Annotated in this window: 9 protein-coding genes and 1 pseudogene; 7 read left to right on the forward strand and 3 right to left on the reverse strand. The window is 57.7% G+C overall.

Features of this window, described 5'->3' with window-relative positions:
* The first annotated feature begins 35 nt into the window (after positions 1–35).
* On the forward strand, positions 36–1187 hold the full coding sequence (locus QY049_RS19540; RefSeq protein WP_128929754.1) for a glycoside hydrolase family 88 protein: 1152 nt from the start codon (positions 36–38) through the stop codon (positions 1185–1187).
* Positions 1188–1415: 228 nt separating this feature from the next.
* On the opposite strand, the gene QY049_RS19545 is transcribed toward QY049_RS19540, so the two are convergent.
* Positions 1416–2738, reverse strand: coding sequence for an MFS transporter (locus QY049_RS19545; protein ID WP_164934143.1), 1323 nt, complete (start codon positions 2736–2738; stop codon positions 1416–1418).
* Positions 2739–3602: 864 nt separating this feature from the next.
* On the opposite strand from QY049_RS19545, the gene araD1 reads away from it, so the two are divergent.
* Both araD1 and QY049_RS19555 read left to right on the forward strand, forming a co-directional pair.
* Positions 3603–4604: an AraD1 family protein gene (araD1, locus tag QY049_RS19550; RefSeq protein ID WP_249798521.1), complete on the forward strand. Its 1002-nt coding sequence runs from the start codon at positions 3603–3605 to the stop codon at positions 4602–4604.
* Between the two features lie 64 nt (positions 4605–4668).
* Positions 4669–6024 (forward strand): PLP-dependent aminotransferase family protein, encoded by a 1356-nt coding sequence (locus tag QY049_RS19555; protein WP_128929756.1) that lies wholly within the window; start codon positions 4669–4671, stop codon positions 6022–6024.
* Positions 6025–6073: 49 nt separating this feature from the next.
* Here the strand turns inward: QY049_RS19555 and QY049_RS19560 are convergent.
* A pseudogene (locus QY049_RS19560) lies at positions 6074–7510 on the reverse strand (aldehyde dehydrogenase family protein).
* Between the two features lie 202 nt (positions 7511–7712).
* Here QY049_RS19560 and QY049_RS19565 point away from each other — a divergent pair.
* The 4 genes from QY049_RS19565 (at position 7713) to nodU (ending at position 14236) form a co-directional block, all read left to right on the forward strand.
* Positions 7713–8975 (forward strand): CaiB/BaiF CoA-transferase family protein, encoded by a 1263-nt coding sequence (locus QY049_RS19565; protein WP_128929757.1) that lies wholly within the window; start codon positions 7713–7715, stop codon positions 8973–8975.
* A gap of 227 nt (positions 8976–9202) precedes the next feature.
* Positions 9203–9985 carry an enoyl-CoA hydratase-related protein gene (locus tag QY049_RS19570; RefSeq protein ID WP_232995601.1) on the forward strand — a complete coding sequence of 261 codons (783 nt, stop codon included), beginning with the start codon at positions 9203–9205 and terminating at the stop codon, positions 9983–9985.
* A gap of 893 nt (positions 9986–10878) precedes the next feature.
* On the forward strand, positions 10879–11577 hold the full coding sequence (locus QY049_RS19575) for a hypothetical protein (protein WP_128929758.1): 699 nt from the start codon (positions 10879–10881) through the stop codon (positions 11575–11577).
* Positions 11578–12523: 946 nt separating this feature from the next.
* Positions 12524–14236, forward strand: a complete 1713-nt coding sequence (gene nodU / locus QY049_RS19580) for a nodulation protein NodU (protein ID WP_128955098.1) — start codon at positions 12524–12526, stop codon at positions 14234–14236.
* Between the two features lie 1228 nt (positions 14237–15464).
* Here nodU and QY049_RS19585 read toward each other — a convergent pair.
* On the reverse strand, positions 15465–16670 hold the full coding sequence (locus QY049_RS19585) for a pyridoxal phosphate-dependent aminotransferase (protein ID WP_237866559.1): 1206 nt from the start codon (positions 16668–16670) through the stop codon (positions 15465–15467).
* Positions 16671–17288: the final 618 nt, after the last annotated feature.

The following is a 17288-nucleotide window of genomic DNA, read 5'->3' on the forward strand; positions in this document are numbered from 1 at the left end:
GGTGGAACCATCCTGCATTTTCACGAGGAGCTTTGATGAGCATAGACTGGGAAGAAGCGATCGCACGTATGATGCGGCGGATCGAGAATACAGCTCAACAAGTTGGCGACGCCTATCCACATTGGGCAGATCCGGAGAGCGGCACCTGGACGACAACTTCAAACGGAGACTGGACCGGCGGCTATTGGCTGGGGATGCTTTGGCTTGCCTCGCGGAGTAACGGCGGCGAGCGCTTCAGAGATCTTGCAGAACGAGGTTGCGAGCGTCTTGAACCGCGCGTCTCGGCCGATACCGCGTTCAAGGCTGCGACCTTCTATTACGGGGCCGGACTGGGTTCGCTGCTCACCGGAAGTCACCGCGCGCGGACGCTCGGCCTTGCGGCGGCACGAGATCTGAAGCAACGCTACAACCATCACCTTGGTCTTGTGCCCCTTGGCGCGAATGCCGAGGAGGGCGCTGACGTGGGAGCCACTGCAAGCAGCGTCGACAGTTTGGTCGTCTCATTGCTGCTGTTTTGGGCCGCTCGAACTCTAGACGACCGCGCGATGCGCGAAGTGGCTGCCAATCATACGGATAAAGTTCTGACCGTCCATCAGCGTGAGGACGGATCCTTCATCCAGTCCTCCTCCCTCGATCCCGAGACCGGCAAGGTTCTCCGACGCTACACACACAAGGGCTTCAGCGAGAACAGCGTTTGGGCAAGAGCACAGGCGTGGGGCGTGGTGTGCTCGACGATCAGCTACTTTTCCGGCGGCGGAGAGGAGCGATGGCGTCAAGCCGCCATGAACGGGGCCGACTGGTGGCTCGCCCATGTGCCAGATGATTGCGTGTCGTACTGGGATTTTGACGCTCCTAAAGCGCCCAACGTCGAGCGGGACACTGCGGCGACCGCTTTTATGGCATCGGCTCTTCTAAAATTGAGCTCGATTGCGCCGACTGACAGTAAGCGGCGGCAATACCGTAGCGCCGGAGAACGCACCGCTTTGGCGCTGGTCGAACGATATCTCACTCCGGTTCATAAGAACGATAGCCGTCCAGCCGGCATGCTGGTGGAAGGATGCTTCAACAAGCGCGGGGATTCGAGAGCCGAGGACTACGTCAGTAATGCCGAATTGATCTTTGGTAGCTACTACTTGTTCGAGGCGCTTCATTTGCTAACCGGCAGGTTGCGGCCTGAAGAAATCTAAAATGGCACTCGCTGCTGGCGAAGGCCAGCGGCGAGCGCTCTCTGTGTCACTCTCGCGTTACCCCGGCCGAAATCCTTAAAGCGGCTTGGAACGGACCTAGGGGCGCATTTGACGGCTGGAGAGATCAAGGGTTTCTTGTTCAGCCGCTGTTCCACTGAGACCATTGCCTTTCCAGAGGGGAGCCGCCGATCGGCCGGACCTCTCTGGAGTGCCCTAACAAGACTGTTATCACTCGCCTACATAGATGCAGCCGCGCTTTTTAGCGATCTGATATACGACCACGCTGAGCAAAGCGACGAGCGACCCGTAGATTGGGAACATCCATGCCATGTCCTCGCGTTGCAACCATACCAGCAGGTAGGGCGTGGTACCGCCGAAAATTGTCACACCGATTGCGTAACCAAGGGCGACGCCTGTCGTTCTCACTGTGCGCGGCATCAAGGTTGTGGCTATGAAGTTGTAGAGAGCCATATTGCAGCCCACCATGGCCCCGCCAACCAGCATCACCATGGCGTAGGTCAGAAGGCTTTGGTGTGAATAGAGCAGCGTCAGGAAGAATGCTGGGATGAGCAGAAGGCGCATCAAGATGAACGCGCGCGAGGGCTTTATCTTGTCTGCAAACGCACCGATGGCAGGTGAAAAGACCATCCAGCAAAATCCCATGAGGGTCAGGATGCCGTACACCCACGTGCTGTTTTCCTTGAAAACACCATTGGCGATGTTGGGCAGGCCCACGTTGTACGTGTAGTTGGCGAGCTGCACCGAGCCGATCACCAAAATCACGGCCAGAAGCGACAGTCGCACATTCCAGAGCGCCTTCCAAACGCCGCCGGTGGTTTTCTGAACGCGCGACATCTCGTCATGATGCATAGCGCGGGCGATCAATGTTTCCGGGATTGCTTGGCGCAGGAAGAAGATGAGGACGCCAAGCAGGCCTCCGACCGCAAACGGCACTCGCCAAGCCCACTCGCGCATGACCTCGGGGGCGACGGCCGCGCTCACCAGAAAAGCGACGAGGCTTGCTCCGATCGAACCCAACATGATGAATGTACCGTTGATCAAGCCGAGATACCGCCCCTCCTCACCTGGTGGTGCCAACTCGATGGCGATTGCATTGGCGACGCCCGCCTCTGCGCCAGTGGCAAGCCCTTGCATCAGTCGAAGAATGACCAGCGCTGCAGTGGCAAGGGTCCCGATGTCCTTATGAGCCGGCAAGATCGCAATCAGGAACGAAGATAGCGCCATGACCGTAACAGCGATCATCATGACGCGTTTATGGCTGATGCGATCTGCGATAGGACCAAGCAAAGCCGCTCCCAGAGGCCGCGCAATGAATCCGGCTCCAAATACGGCAAATGCTCCCAGCAGCGAAACGACCGGGTCATTTGAAGGGAAGAAGTGGGGAGATAGAAAAGCCGCCATGAAGCCGTAGACTTGCCAGTCATACCACTCCAGCGCGACGCCTCCGCCCAGACCAATAGTCATTGATCTCGTTGCAACTTGCTTCTCGGGCTGAATGAAATCGATAGAAGGTTGGGCCATTGTTTGCATGGGTCTGCTTCCGCTCATTGGGTAAGACTGCTTAAGCCTTGCGCGGCAAGCGCGAATGCGCGCCGGCCTGTCGCTTGTTGGCCTGCTCAAGGCGCTGAGATTTCTGGCGGCACGCCCGTAAATGGACGCTGGCGCGATCGAAGGCAGCTGATCGGGCTTCCTTCATTCCAATCGTCTGTGTAACAGCCCGCGGGCGGGCTTATGTCCCAACTCCATGGTCCCTCCTGTAGCAATGCGCCCTTCTGCGGGACGCTTAAGTTTTTCGATTCAAGGCAGGCGGACAAACTCCTCCGCGCTGAGACGTCCGCTCGGCTTGGCGAGGCGAACGTTTCCTACTTTTCCGCGCAAACGATGCGAGCTGATCGAGTATCTGCTTACGTAAGCCGAACTGACCTGGAAAAGGTGAATGATGAGATCGTCTCGGGGCCGCCGCTTGGATCACAAGGACTTGCGCGGAAAGACAAAGGGGCTCGCGCGAGCGCGAGAGGGATGGTTGTAAAGGGCGCGGGCTGGCGAGAAGCTTGGCATGGACTGCAATATCGCCAGCCCAGCCGCTCCTCCCATGAAACCAGTAAATCGCCTCCACCGCTTCGTCTCCCATGACGGCCGGCATCTCTGTGCACTAGCCCAATATCGAGCGAGACCATCACAATGACGGGCCAATGTCAAGCAATAGACTATCTCAAATACAATTAGGATATATCAATCTGGTAGCCATCATTCTAGCTGAAGGATTGATACATCTATACGACTGAAATCGCTCATGAAATATTGGCACCCCCGATTAGCCAAGCACATTGACCTATCTCAATTTGAATGTCAGTCTGGCTTTGCCGCAATCAGCGCGGCTGGCTCTCACCTGGAATGGATCTCGTGCGCCTCATCCAATTTGTATCTCTGAACGGTTCTCGTCATGTCGCTGCGCTCCAGGCGGGCGACGGGGTCCCTGTGCTCGTGAACAATCGGACAAGTGTACGCGAATTAGCCTTGGAGGCAGCCCGCTCCCGGCTATCGCTTGCCGAATGCGTCCAAAGGTGCGGCTTCGGAGAGAAGGTCGATTACGATGCGATCATCCGCGAGAAGCGGCTGTTGCCGCCTCTCGACCACGCTGATCCTTCGCGTTGCATGATCGCGGTGACTGGACTTACGCACCTCGGTAGCGCCGAGTCGCGCGACGCCATGCACGCGAAATTGGCCGCAGGCGAACTTTCCGATTCAATGCGGATGTTCAAGCTTGGCCTGGACGGTGGAAAGCCTCCGCCGGGATCCATCGGGGTCCAGCCAGAGTGGGCCTATAAGGGTGATGGCTCCTGGGCAGTCGCACCTGAGCAACCCCTCACGTTGCCGTCCTATGCTGAAGACGGGGGCGAGGAGGCCGAAATTGTAGGGCTTTACGTCATTGGCGAGGGAGGCGACGTACTGCGTGTCGGCTTCTGCCTCGGCAACGAATACTCCGATCATGTGATGGAGCAGCGAAACTACCTCTACCTTGCTCATTCAAAGCTGCGCCAGTGCTCCTATGGTCCCGAACTCCTCGTGGGCGATCTTCCGGACGAGGTATCCGGAACGGTCCGCGTCTTGCGAGCTGGCGAAGCGATCTGGTCCGGAAGCTTTATCTCGGGCGAGAACAACATGTCTCATTCCATTGAGAATCTTGAGCACCATCACTTCAAATACCGCGCGTTTCGTCGGCCCGGCGACGTCCACGTCTATTTCTTCGGCGCGAGCGCCTTAAGCTTTTCGGCCGGCGTCAAGCTGCGCGGCGGTGACGCTTTCGAGATCGAATCTCCGGCTTTCGGGCGGCCATTGCGCAACTCGCTCATCGAGGAAAAGCAAACAGAGATCGTGAGGGTGCGGCCGCTATGAGCTTGATCTGGTGGACCAAAAATTGGGATAGCGAAAGCGCGGTATTCTGAGATAAGCAATCAAAATGCAGAAATGGCACCCTCACCTGCGGGCTGGCACCGCTCCCCTGTTCGTCCGGCTCGTCGAGGCCATCGAACACGACATCGCGGCAGGAACTCTTGCGGCAGGAACAAGGCTGCCTACCCAGCGTGATTTGGCAGAGGAGATCGGCCTCAGCGTCGGAACGGTCATCAAGGCCTATGCAGAAGGTCAACGGCGCGGCCTGCTTCTGGGGCACGTCGGCCGCGGGACGTTTGTCGCGTCACAGAGGCCGACCCCTGCGTCCGGTGGCAAGGTTGTCGATCTCAGCCTCAACATCCCAGGGCCGGCGTTACTGCCCAAGGTGCTAGCTGAGAGCCCATCTACGTTTCCAACGGCTGACATCTCCGACTACGTGGGATACCTCTCCCACTCTGGTGTTGCCGAACACCGGGCCCAGCTCGCCGGCCTATTTCGTCAATCGGGCTTCGAAGCCAATCCGGACAACCTCGTTATTACGAATGGAGCACAGCACGGGATAGCGCTGACCTTCAGCTCGATCTGCCAGCCTGGTGACAAAGTCTTCGTCGAGGCCGGCACTTATCACGGCATGAAGTCCTATGCTCATTTCGCAAAGCTCGACCTTATCGGGCTGCCGATGGATGGCGAAGGATTGCTGCCGGGCGCTTTCGACAAAGCGGCGGCAAGCGGGGCAGCGCGGGTGCTTTTTGCTATTCCCACCATCCAGAGCCCAACCGCGAGAATCATGAGCGCGGCACGCCGGCGAGAGATCGTGCGGATCGCGCGTAAGCGGGACATCCTGATCATCGAAGATGACGCATACGGCTTCCTGGACGAGACCAGCGAGCCGCTCGCCTCATTGGCGCCGGAGCGGACCTTCTATGTCAATACGCTGTCGAAGTGCCTGGCGCCGGGTCTGCGCATCGGAATGCTCGTCGCGCCCGAGCCTTATCTTTCGCAGATTCATCAATCTATGCGCGCGACCTGCTGGATGGCCTCGCCGATTTCAACCTTCATCGTATCCGAATGGATCCGCACGGGAACAGCCGCGCGCGTGAAGCAGTCTCTGGTCCAGGAGGCGAAGAAGCGCGTGAAGCTTGCCTCCCAAATCCTCCGGCCGCATATACGTGCAGATCATCCGGCCAGCTTTCACATCTGGATGGACCTGCCAAGCGACATTGCTCAACAGGTGGCAGCCCGTTCATTGCAACGGGGCGTCATCACAACGCCGCCCTCGGCGCTCGTGGTTGATCCCTCCTTGATCTCGGGGCTGAGGATATCGATCGGCGTTCCCGAAAACATCGAAGATCTCGAATGGGCGCTCCGCCAGGTCGCAGCTTCGCTCGAAGTCGGCAACGAAGCCAGCATGTCAATCATCTGAACGTGCAGAACTGTTCAACTCGGGCGCTTTCAGGCGGCCGCCATCACGCTCATGGTGGACCTCCATCAAACGCATAGGCTGTCTTCACAGTCGCATAGAACTCTGCAGCGTAGCGCCCTTGCTCACGTGATCCATAGGACGAACCTTTGCGGCCGCCGAAGGGCACGTGATAGTCGACGCCCGCCGTCGGCAGGTTGACCATCACCATGCCAGCCTCCGCGTTGCGCTTGAAATGGCTGGCATAGTTCAGACTTGTGGTGCAGATTCCGGAAGATAGTCCGAATGGGGTGTCGTTGGCGATCTCAAGGGCCTCGTCATAATTTCGCGCCCGGATCAGTGCTGCCACGGGCCGAAAATTTCTTCGCGCGCGACCCGCATCCGATTGTCGACTTCTGCAAACAGCGCGGGCGACAAGTAGAAACCGGGCGCATCGCGTTTCAATAGCTCGCCCCCAGCGACGAGCTTGGCCCCCTCGTCCTGGCCGAGGCGGATGTACATCAAGTCTTGCTCCAGCTGCTTCTGATCAACCACCGGCCCAATCTGCGTTCCTGGCTTGCAGGCGTCATCCACGACCAGCGCATCCATCCTTTCCGTGATAGCTGCCAGGAAGGCGTCGTAAATGCCATCTGTCACGATGAGGCGAGATGAGGCCGTGCAGCGCTGGCCGGTCGAAAAGAAGGCGCTGTTGATCGCGCATTCGACGGCCACCTTTAGGTCGGCGTCGTCGAGCACCACCATTGGATTCTTGCCCCCCATCTCCAACTGCATCTTCTTCATGGGATCGGCAGAAATGCAGGTTTGGGCAATGCGCCGGCCGGTCGACAACGAGCCGGTGAAGGAGATCGCGGCCACCTTCGTACTGGCGAGCATTGTTTCGCCCACGACCGAGCCGCTCCCCATGACGAGGTTGAAGACGCCGGGGGGAACGCCGGCGCGCGCAATGATGTCGCAAAGGGCGTTTGCCGAGGCGGGGACCAGTTCTGCAGGCTTGAACACGACGGAGTTGCCATAGGCCAGTGCCGGGGCGATCTTCCAGGCCGGAATGGCCATAGGAAAATTCCATGGCGTGATCGCCGAGCGGCTCGCGGGACATCTCAACGTCTATGCCGGCTCGCACGGAGAGCAGCTTCTCGCCGCTCAGCCTCAGGCACTCACCCGCGAAGAAATGGAAGATCTGGCCGGCGCGAGCGACCTCGCCGATCCCCTCCGGCAAGGTCTTTCCTTCCTCACGTGAGAGCAGGCGTCCGAGTTCGTCCTTGCGGGCCAATATCTCGTCACCCACGGCTTTCAGAACGTCGTGGCGGCTCTGGATCGTCGAACGCGCCCAAGCCGGAAAGGCGCCATGGGCCGCATCGATCGCACGCTTCGCCTCTTCTACAGAGGCTTGGGCGTACTCGCCTACGATGTCGCGAGTATCAGACGGGTTGATGTTCGCGACTGCCTTGGCTGCCGCAATCCATTCACCGGCGATGTAGTTCTTCGTCATCAGGCCCCCCGTCACCAAGCCTTGCAGAACGTCTCAGGACGTCCAACTGCGTCGGCACCTGCTTTTCGGCGGCAGGGAGTGATCCCCTTTCCGGCAGGTGCTGGCCCAAACGCCTGTTCGGCGCCTCGATTCGGCAATCGCATTCAAAGCCGGTTTCGCAGCGCATTGCAATATATCAATTTTATAATGGGATATAGTAATCTTGACGGCGACGATCGCGCGGCATAGTATCGAGCGTTCCAATCTGAGGGAAAGGCCTGTCGTGAGCGATAAAGCAACTGCCTCCGTAGCGCGTGGCGCCCTTGACGGCTTGATCGTTCTGGAAGTCGGCATGGTGATGCAGGTGCCGCTTGCAGGACAGGTGTTGGGGGATTTTGGCGCGGACGTCATCAAGATCGAACGTCCCCAAGGTGACATCACGCGCGGGCTTGATTTTGAGGCCACCCGCGTCGGCGGGATGAGCGCGTATTACGCTGCGATGGGCAGAAACAAGCGGACACTCGCCTTGGATTTGAAGAACCCGGCCGCCTTTGAGATCTTGCTGACCCTGGTCGACCGCGCTGACGTGTTGATGCACAACTTCCGCCCCGGCGTGATGGAGCGGCTGGGCCTCGGCTATAAGGATCTTAGCACACGCAATCCCCGTCTCATCTATGCTGCGGGGTTTGGTTTCGGGGAAACAGGTCCGCTTGCAGATCGTCCGGGCCAGGACATGCTGGCGCAGGCATTTAGCGGGTTGGCACGGGGAGGACTGCAGGAGCACCAGCCTCCGCAGCTGACGAACTCTCCTATTGTCGACTATGGCGCGGCGATGTCGCTCGTCCAGGGCATTCTTGCCGCCGTCATCGAACGCCAGACCTCGGGCCGGGGACAACTGGTGTCGACGTCGCTGTTCGATGTTTCGCTCGCTATGCAGCTGTGCGAAATCGCCAGCGAGAGCATCTATGGTGTGAAAACCGACTGGACGCGTCAGGCGATGCTCGTCAGGACCGCGGACGGTTGGGTAGCCGTTGTAATGCTCTTTCGCGACAACCCGCTTGGCCTGCTTTGCCAGGCGCTCGATCTACCGGACATAAGCACGCGGCCTGAACTCGCTACACGCGAAAAGCAGATCGAAAATCTGACCGCCATTCAGGAATATTGTGCGCCGGCTTTGATGACCTTGAACACTTCGGAGGTACTCGATCGTCTGGCTTCCGTGGATCTGCTCTGCTCACCTGTGAATGAAATTCCAGAAGCGATCAGCCACCCTCAGGCAAGCCAAAACGGCATCATGTGGCAGGTTGAGGTACCCGGGCGAGGAGTCGTTTCGCTCGCCGGACTGCCAGTCCGGCTCTCACGCACACCTCCAGCCGTCCGGATTCACCCCGCGCCGATCGGTGCCGCTACCGAGGAGGTCCTGACTTCCTTTGGCTTCTCGGAGCAGGCGATTCAGGAGGCTCGAAGCAGAAAGGCTTTCGGATAGCCCGCCCAAACCACAATGTGGTGTCTGTTTTTCCTGGCCTTGCTCGCACGATAGCAACCATATCAACCTCGGGTCCTCGGCAGCTTGCCCGGATGAATGGCAGCGAATTGTGTGCAACGCAATGATCTCTCCGAAGCTCGCTGCAAGCCAGCTTACGCAAGGTGCATCCCGATCCAAGTCGAGAAGAAGTTCTGGTTCTTCTCCCATTCTCCAGGAAGAATTCTCTCGTGATCCAAAAATCCGAACTCGTGCTATCCACTTCCCCTCTCCCGCACGTCCGCCTGCTGAGCATGAACAGGCCGGCGAAGCGAAATGCCCTGAGCAATGAGCTTATCGCGGCACTTGCATCGGCCTGCCGAGACGCAATTTTGGATGAGGACGTCCGCTGCATCGTGCTTTGCGGCACCGACACGTTCTTTTGCGCGGGCGCGGATATCAAGGAGATGCAACAACGCGGCTTCGAGGCCATTAACAATCTCGCCCGACGCAATGATTGGCGCGACCTCACCAACTGTCTCAAGCCGATCATAGCTGCCGTAGAGGGCGTTTGTCTTGGGGGCGGTCACGAACTTGCAATGCTGGCCGATATCATTATCGCAGGCGAAGGCGCGCTCTTCGGTCAACCTGAAATCAACATCGGCGTTTTGCCGGGTGACGGCGGAACCCAGCGGTTGACACGCGTGGCGGGCAAATCGCTTGCCATGCTGATGATCCTCACTGGCCAATCAATTTCGGCCCGTGCCGCAATGCAGGCAGGAATGGTCTCCGAGGTTACAGAAACGGGCCAGGCGCGGGCACGCGCGCTCGAGATTGCGGAAATAATCGCACAGAAGCCGCCTCGATCGACGGAGCTTGCGAAGGCTGCCGTTCTGGCCGCCTATCAAACGAACCTCGATGCCGGTGTGGAATTTGAACGGCAAGCGATCCGGGTTGCTTTCACCACTTCTGATCAGCAGGAAGGGATGGACGCTTTCTTCGAGAAGCGGCCCCCAAATTACCAGGGGAAATAGAACCCCTTTGCAGAATTCTGCTCTTAGGAACACAATACAAAGCGAGCAGATTTGCGAGCGCCGCACGAGAGCCGTCGGGCTGCTTGTGGTGCTGAGGCATTGGAAGCTACGATGGCCTAGCCGGATCATCGTTGATCGTCTCGATCACCCTGTCATCTTCGCTCCCGGCGAGAGCCACGAGTTCAATCGGCGGCGCAACCGCGTCGCTCTGAGCTAAAGCTGGCCGCCGGTTTGCTTCTGGTCGCAATGGTCGAATTGCATCGGTACTTAGATATTCTGGGTACGATTGTCCCGGCTGAGAATATCGGGACTGCTAGGAAGGAGAAATACAGACCGCCGCGCCGTATATGCTTCAGACAAGAGGGTGCCCAGTTGGATCTAGTCGATTGAGGCGAGCCAGTCGAAGCTCAGTCGTAAGGCGACTAAGACGATGCGGCATTTGCGACCGTCGACCTTACTCGTTCGCGCGGATCTGTGCGGTTGCAGTAATACATCTCAAAGCGGCTACCGGTTTCTTGGAATAACTTGTGACCTTCCAGCGCCCGTCGGTCACTCAGCGCAAACGCCAGTACGTGACTCGTGATCCCCCGAGATCCCATCGCGCTGTTGGAGCCGTAGCGAGGGGTGCAGATGCCGGGAGAGGCTACCACACTGCCGCTGTCGGGGCGGTGGGCGGAGTCACCATCAGCCGCCGCATTTGCACGTGGGGGACGCGTTAAAGAACCGAGAAGGAGCATGCGGCGCACTGTCGGAGTCACGACACACCCGTTCTACCTGAGACACGTGCCAGATGAGAATAAGAAGGAAACTCAGACTGACGGTTTTGGTATGCTTCTTGAACTCAGAAGCTGACCCGCCGTGTAATGCTCCATCCGAGAATAGGAAATGCTGCAATGAGCGCACCGAATTTGACCAAGCGAGCTAATGCCCTCGGAACCGACAAGGGGAATGAGGTAGGCGACGCCCACGGCTACACCAGCTTCTACTCTTTTCTGTTCGAAGAATTCCGCCAGCAACCTTTCACGATGGTCGAGATTGGATTACAACACGGAAACGGCTCTCTCGATCCCGATGTAGTGGTCGGTCGCAAGGTTGACGACATTCCGTCTATTAAGATGTGGCTGGAGTTCTTTCCCAAAGCCGAGATCATCGGATGCGACGTTGCCGATTTCAGCGCCTTTAAGATGGACCGGTTCCGTTTCGAGCGCCTTGACATGGGCGATACGGTAGCCCTGGAACGCCTAGCGAACTCGCTCCCGCCCGTAAGGATCATCATTGATGACGCTTCGCACGCAGCTTATCACCAGCAGCTTGCTCTAGCGAAGCTGTTTCCCATCGTCGAGCCTGGCGGTTTCTACTTTATCGAGGATCTACATACCACGCACGGGATTGCCGCACGATTGCCTTCCTGCAATTCAACTGAGACCGTAGTTGAGAAATTCGCTCAGACACGTCGGCTCGACATTCCGTTCCTGCCCGCGATCGAGCGTAGAAACCTCGAGACTACAATCAGGAAGATGTTCATTCATCGCGACGACAAGGGGGGTGTCAGCCGCTGGACCATGAAAATGGTGGGATTTGAAAAGTACTAAAGAGTCAACCGAACTTTCCCGCGACCAACATGCCTATCTAGTCGGCGGTCTTCGCTCGCGCACGTGAGACCACTAAAATGTTGATCTCAGAAATATGAATGGGTTCACAATGGTGGAAAAATGGCGATAGAGGTGATTTGCTGGCTGGAGCGGCTTGGCAATTCCCGTGCCTCGCTGCCGCGCGATACGGCGGCTCGAAGTCTTTGTGTTGGAGTTACAAGCTGCGGGCCGTCTAGCTACTTGATCGACGATCGCCAAGCTTTCTCGACAACAACGTTAGATTGAGGCCCTGGCTCTTTACGGACTTCAAGGCCAGGCTGTACAACGAATTCGCTGGCCATGAGCGACACGTCACGCAAGGCCTCGACAGGTGCGCCGACGACGACAATAAATTTGGAGAGGCTGCGCACCTCGAGCCGCCCGTCGACGTCAACATCGCGCCGAGTCGGCCAAATTCCTTCGTCCGCTTGGCCTGCACGCGGTAGCTCTCGATGATCGATGCATCAATGATCTGCGTGTTGCGGTACTTCCGCTGTTGACCGGAGAAGCCAAACCGACCGCCGAGTCCAGTTCGCGGCGGTAGGTCGGATAGCACCTCCCAATTGGCGTAGCGCATGCTTCTGTCCGAAAACACACTCGTCTGATGTCAGGAACCCGCCAAGCAGTTTGCGAACGCGAGAGTCGGCCGAGAAACCGCGAGGGATTCCTGCGATTTGCATTGGTCTAGATCGTGCACTGCGCTACGTGCGGCATCTAGTAATCGGATCGCCGCGCTGGGGTCACGCTGCTAGTGCCGAGACGGTCGTGGGTATGTGGAATGCAACCTTAGACCGACGTCGAGCGCGAGCGGTGCCAGAATCGATCCACGACGATTTCCTATTCGCATCTTTCTAAGTTCGATTCGGTCTTTGTCAATCGAATTGCCGGCATCAGACAAGGAGGCACTATGCGCATCTGCGGTATCAAGCTGACACATGACGGCGGGATTGCTCTTGTTGAGGACGGACGGCTTATCTTTTGTATCGAGCAGGAGAAACGGAGCAACAATCCGCGGTATCAAACAATCGACAACCTCGATGCAATCGTCGTCGCTTTGACCGAACACGGTCTGGATCCGCAAGAAGTTGATCAGTTCGTCATCGATGGCTGGGCGGGGGTGGCGGAGTCGCAGTTCCAGGTTCTCAGCGGGACGACACCGATCACTCTCAAAGGGGCGCCCTATGTTGAACGCCATGCCGACGGCCTTCTCACCTCGTGCGATGGCTCTGGTCTTAGGCTCGATGGCAGCGATTTCCCTTATAGAAGCTATCCGCACGTCACAGGCCATGTAGCCTCCGCATACTGCACCAGCCCCTTTGCCAAAGCTGGACAGCCCGCCTTCTGCCTCGTGTGGGACGGCGGCACCTTTCCACGTCTTTATCACGTAGAACATCGAGGCGCTCAGTTCATCGAATGCCTGTTCCCGGTGATTGGGCATGTCTATGCCGCCGCGGGACTTCATTTTGGACCGTATAAGCAGGCGAACCGCGCTAACTGGGACCTGGGTGGCCCCGGCAAGGTGGACCCGGGCGGTGCCGGCAAGCTTAACCTGGGTGTAGCCGGCAAGCTGATGGCGTATATCGCGCTCGGGTCTGTCATTGAAAACATTGTCACGGTCTTTGAGGAACTCTACCAGGAGCGCTTTGCGGCCGACACGAAACTTGCCAGTTTCCGTACAGACATTGAGAGCATGGAGTCCGCGCTTGCGGCTGTGCATGACTTCTTCGACGCCAGCGCGCGCCACCTAAAGGCCAGGGCCCCCGAAGATGTGCTGGCATCGTTTCATTGCTTCCTCGAGCGTCTCCTCGTCCGCAAAATGGCGCTTGCTTTGCAGCGGCATTCATATCTTGGGGCGCGCAATCTGTGCGTAGCAGGTGGCTGCGGTCTCAATATCAAATGGAACAGCGCACTACGTGCGACAGGCCTGTTCGATGCCGTCTGGGTGCCCCCGTTTCCGAATGACAGTGGCTCGGCAATCGGTGCCGCTTGCTGCGCAATGGTGGTGGAAAAAGGCTTCTCGCCGTTGGAATGGTCGGTATATAGTGGTCCAGCCTTGCAACGTCGAGATGTACCCCCCGAATGGAAGGCCGCGCCGTGTAGTCTGCATGAACTTGCGACCATTCTTGCCGGCAACAAGCCCGTGATTTTTCTTACCGGCCGCGCCGAGCTTGGGCCTCGGGCGTTGGGTAGCAGAAGCATTCTCGCCCCCGCGACCTCGCCGCGAATGAAGGATTATCTCAACGACATCAAACTTCGCGAACACTTCCGGCCAGTGGCTCCGATATGCCTAGAGGATCGTGCGCCGGATATATTTAGTCCCGGAACACCGGACCCTTACATGCTTTTCGATCACCAGACACGACCAGAATGGCGGGACAAAATCCCCGCTGTTGTACATCTCGATGGATCGGCGCGATTGCAGACGATTTGCAGGACCTCTCAGCACAAAGTCGCCGAGCTTCTCGTCGAATACGAAAAGCTCACAGGCATTCCGCTGCTTTGCAATACGAGTGCAAACCACCATGGACGTGGGTTCTTCCCGCATGTCGCAGCAGCCTGCGAGTGGGGACGCGTCGAGCACGTATGGGGCGACGGCATACTGTGGACCAAAGCTCGATAACCGTGCGGCGCGACAATCAGTGACAGTGCTTCCCAACCAGATTGTCGCGCTATAATAGCCTGTTCTAGAGGGCGCACAACGCAATTTGAGTAATACTCGGTAGAGCGGCTCCGGCGACGAATGCAGCCTCCCTGAGCGTCGCCCTCATCCAGCCGCCAGGATTTGACTTGTGTCGCAGTTGGCGCGAGCGATTAGTTTTTGTAAGGCGGCACGAGTACACCAACGTGATCACTTAGAGTTGCGGCATGGCCGCAATCTGACAGTGCAACGCAATACGCACGTGGCCTCGCTTGCCAAGGGAAACGCCAACTGTTTTGGCCGGGATCAGCACAATCCACGCGCTGTAGTAAGCGGATGTGTTCGGAATGGCTTGACGCATATCCGAGTCCGAAAAGAGTACGGCTGCTTTTCGGGTGCAGCAGTCGCAGGACCAACGGCCTATGAGCTTAGCAGGGTGCGAGTGGGCATCCTGGATCCCCGACCTCAGAGGATGACACCTGATACGAATGAAGTTCGCATAGCGCGCTCGGCGATGGTGTTGAGGTGGCGGGTTCGCGCGCTTCGGTGCTTCGGTAGTACCATCGATCGGATCGAGAACGAACGCGGCGCCTCGGTGACCGACAACGTCCCTTGGTCAGCATCCCTCCTGCCGATGAACGAAAGCACGTCTGGGCCGCGCTGGCAGTGACAGTTCAAATTGACGGCAGACCTGATTCACGATTAACCCCCGCCAGCGACCGACCATGTACGGATCGTAAGCGAACAAGCTCACTTGCCGTCCGCACTCGAAGATCCTGTCGTCGCCGATTGTCCTGCTGCACCTGTCTGTGGCCGCAGCAAACCAGAGGACCGCTTAACCCTACATTGCCATCCATGTTGAACGAGCGTGGCTTATGCCGCACCAGAGCTTCCTCTGCGCTCCCCGTTGGAACAAGCCGCCGCCGCTAGTAAGGACTCTTATGGTTCGGATCGAGTTCGATTTTGCAGTTTATGACTGGCCCACGTTAGACGTTTTGAGCTCGACTCTTGAGTGAGACTCACAGCGATGCCCTTATCACGGACCAGATCAGGAGATTGATCGCCAGAAGTGGCGGCATCGCTAGGGCTTAATTTTGAAATAGAGCAATCTCGCCGTTAACAAGATATCGAAAGCCCTATCCGCCGCTTAGCGGCAATGGATGAGGTGAACGACGGACACTCAGCTCAAATTCCTTCATTTCTGATGCGGTTAGGTCCCTGGCTGCCCGCGCCTTAGACCGTTGAGCGCCTCGACGATGCGTTTGAGCCCCATCTCCAATAGCTCCGGTGGAGCACCGAAGGAGAGACGTAGGCCGTTCGCGTCGCCGAAAGCGTCGCCTGGAACACATCCTACATTAGCTTCTTCGAGGAGCACTCGTGCGATGTCATCGGCAGATCGCACTGAGCCTTCAGTCCGCAAAGCAGACAAAAGCCGACTCAGATTGAGATAAAAACAGAACGAACCATCGGCGCGGGATGGAGTTACATCGCGTAGATCAGAAAGGATGTGAAGACCTATGTTGCGAGCGTCGACAAGACGCTGATAGATCTGCTCCTCAAAGCTGCCATCGCTGGCTTGAAGGTGGTGCAGGATCGCCTGCTGCGCGATTACATTCGGAGTTGCGATTGCATGGCTCTGAAGCTTTCTTACCGCGGAAACGAGCTGCGCGGGCGCGGCGAAATAGCCCAAGCGCCAGCCGGTTATCATCAACTCCCTTGAAAACGACTTGACTATGATCGTCCGCGAACGTACCCGGGGGTGCGCCATGACGATCGACTCGTGGTGACGAAAACCAGTGAATACCAGTCCCGAGTAGCACTCATCGGAAATGATCCATATCTGGCGTTCGATAGCGAGTTCGCCGATATCTTGTAGTATCGTTCGATTGTAGACTGCGCCGGTCGGGTTATTTGGCGAATTGATTATTATAGCTTTCGTCTGCGGTGTGACAGCAACTCGGATTGCACTGATATCGGGAATATATCTCGGGCAGCGAGCATCAACGAACACTGGTGCTGCACCAGCGAGAACGACCTGGGACAGCAATATCGGCCGCCAGGGGCGAATAATGATAACCTCGTCGCCCGGCGCTAGGACAGTCACGGCCGCATAGAGCAGCGCTTGCTGCGCGCCCGTAGTGATTACGATCTCTTCCGCACTCCAACCAACGCGCGTTTCGACCGAGAGCTTTTCGGCGACGGCCCTGCGAAGGGACGTAAGCCCAATGAGATCGACATAGCGGTTCGCTTCGGCGTTGACCGCAGCCATCGCTCCTTCGCACACTGATGAGGACGGCTCGACGACGATTTCGTCGGTTGCCAGATCAATGAACCGGCGCCCAATCACAGCTACCGTGGCTAAGTCGTGGCCGGCTTTTCGGGATCTAGAAAGGAAGGACATCGGGCGCGACGGCATAGGCGCTCTCCTGCAAAGTTGTCGCGCTTGTGAAGTGATCCCAGCCGCGTGACCGGACGTTCCTTGATCTGTTTCGGAGATATCGCTCTTCGGGTTGAACAAGCTCTTCCCAACCGCCGAGAGTTCACCGAAACCACCAAGCCCTTTCTCAATATGCACAACACGTGGTTGCGACTACTCCGGAATTGAAGCCGAACACGCACAAGACGCGGACCAGAGCCAACCGCAGCCGACCTTCAGTAGTATTGGCACGGCGATAATGCTGGGAACAAACAGATCGACTTTTGGACCCCGATGTCGCTCGGCAGGACGCCACCATGCAATGCGGGCTGGTGAGCGCGCCACGAGTCGTGCCATCTGCCAACTTGCCGAAGCTCCTGTCTTCATCAACGAGCGCATGGCAGCGTTCAGCCTCAACACGCCACAACCTCCATGTGATCGTTCTGCGACCCGCCTTGCCGCCTCGACTAGCCCGTTGACGATAGTCGATTGTGGTTGATCTTAATTGCCGACCTCCTCCCATCTGCCTTGCGATCAGCGCGTGATCCGCAGCAGTTACCCACCGTTCATTGCCAAGAAACCATCTCTTGATCAATCACTATTGTTGGTAGTTCATCC

This window comes from Bradyrhizobium sp. WYCCWR 13022, assembly GCF_030435535.1.
GTDB lineage: Bacteria > Pseudomonadota > Alphaproteobacteria > Rhizobiales > Xanthobacteraceae > Bradyrhizobium.

Coding starts and splice junctions, on each gene's coding strand:
- QY049_RS19585 (WP_237866559.1), bottom strand. CDS start 16,670: ATGCCGTCGCGCCCGATGTCCTTCCTTTCTAGATCCCGAAAAGCCGGC.
- araD1 (WP_249798521.1), top strand. CDS start 3,603: ATGGATCTCGTGCGCCTCATCCAATTTGTATCTCTGAACGGTTCTCGT.
- QY049_RS19540 (WP_128929754.1), top strand. CDS start 36: ATGAGCATAGACTGGGAAGAAGCGATCGCACGTATGATGCGGCGGATC.
- QY049_RS19545 (WP_164934143.1), bottom strand. CDS start 2,738: ATGCAAACAATGGCCCAACCTTCTATCGATTTCATTCAGCCCGAGAAG.
- nodU (WP_128955098.1), top strand. CDS start 12,524: ATGCGCATCTGCGGTATCAAGCTGACACATGACGGCGGGATTGCTCTT.
- QY049_RS19555 (WP_128929756.1), top strand. CDS start 4,669: ATGCAGAAATGGCACCCTCACCTGCGGGCTGGCACCGCTCCCCTGTTC.
- QY049_RS19575 (WP_128929758.1), top strand. CDS start 10,879: ATGAGCGCACCGAATTTGACCAAGCGAGCTAATGCCCTCGGAACCGAC.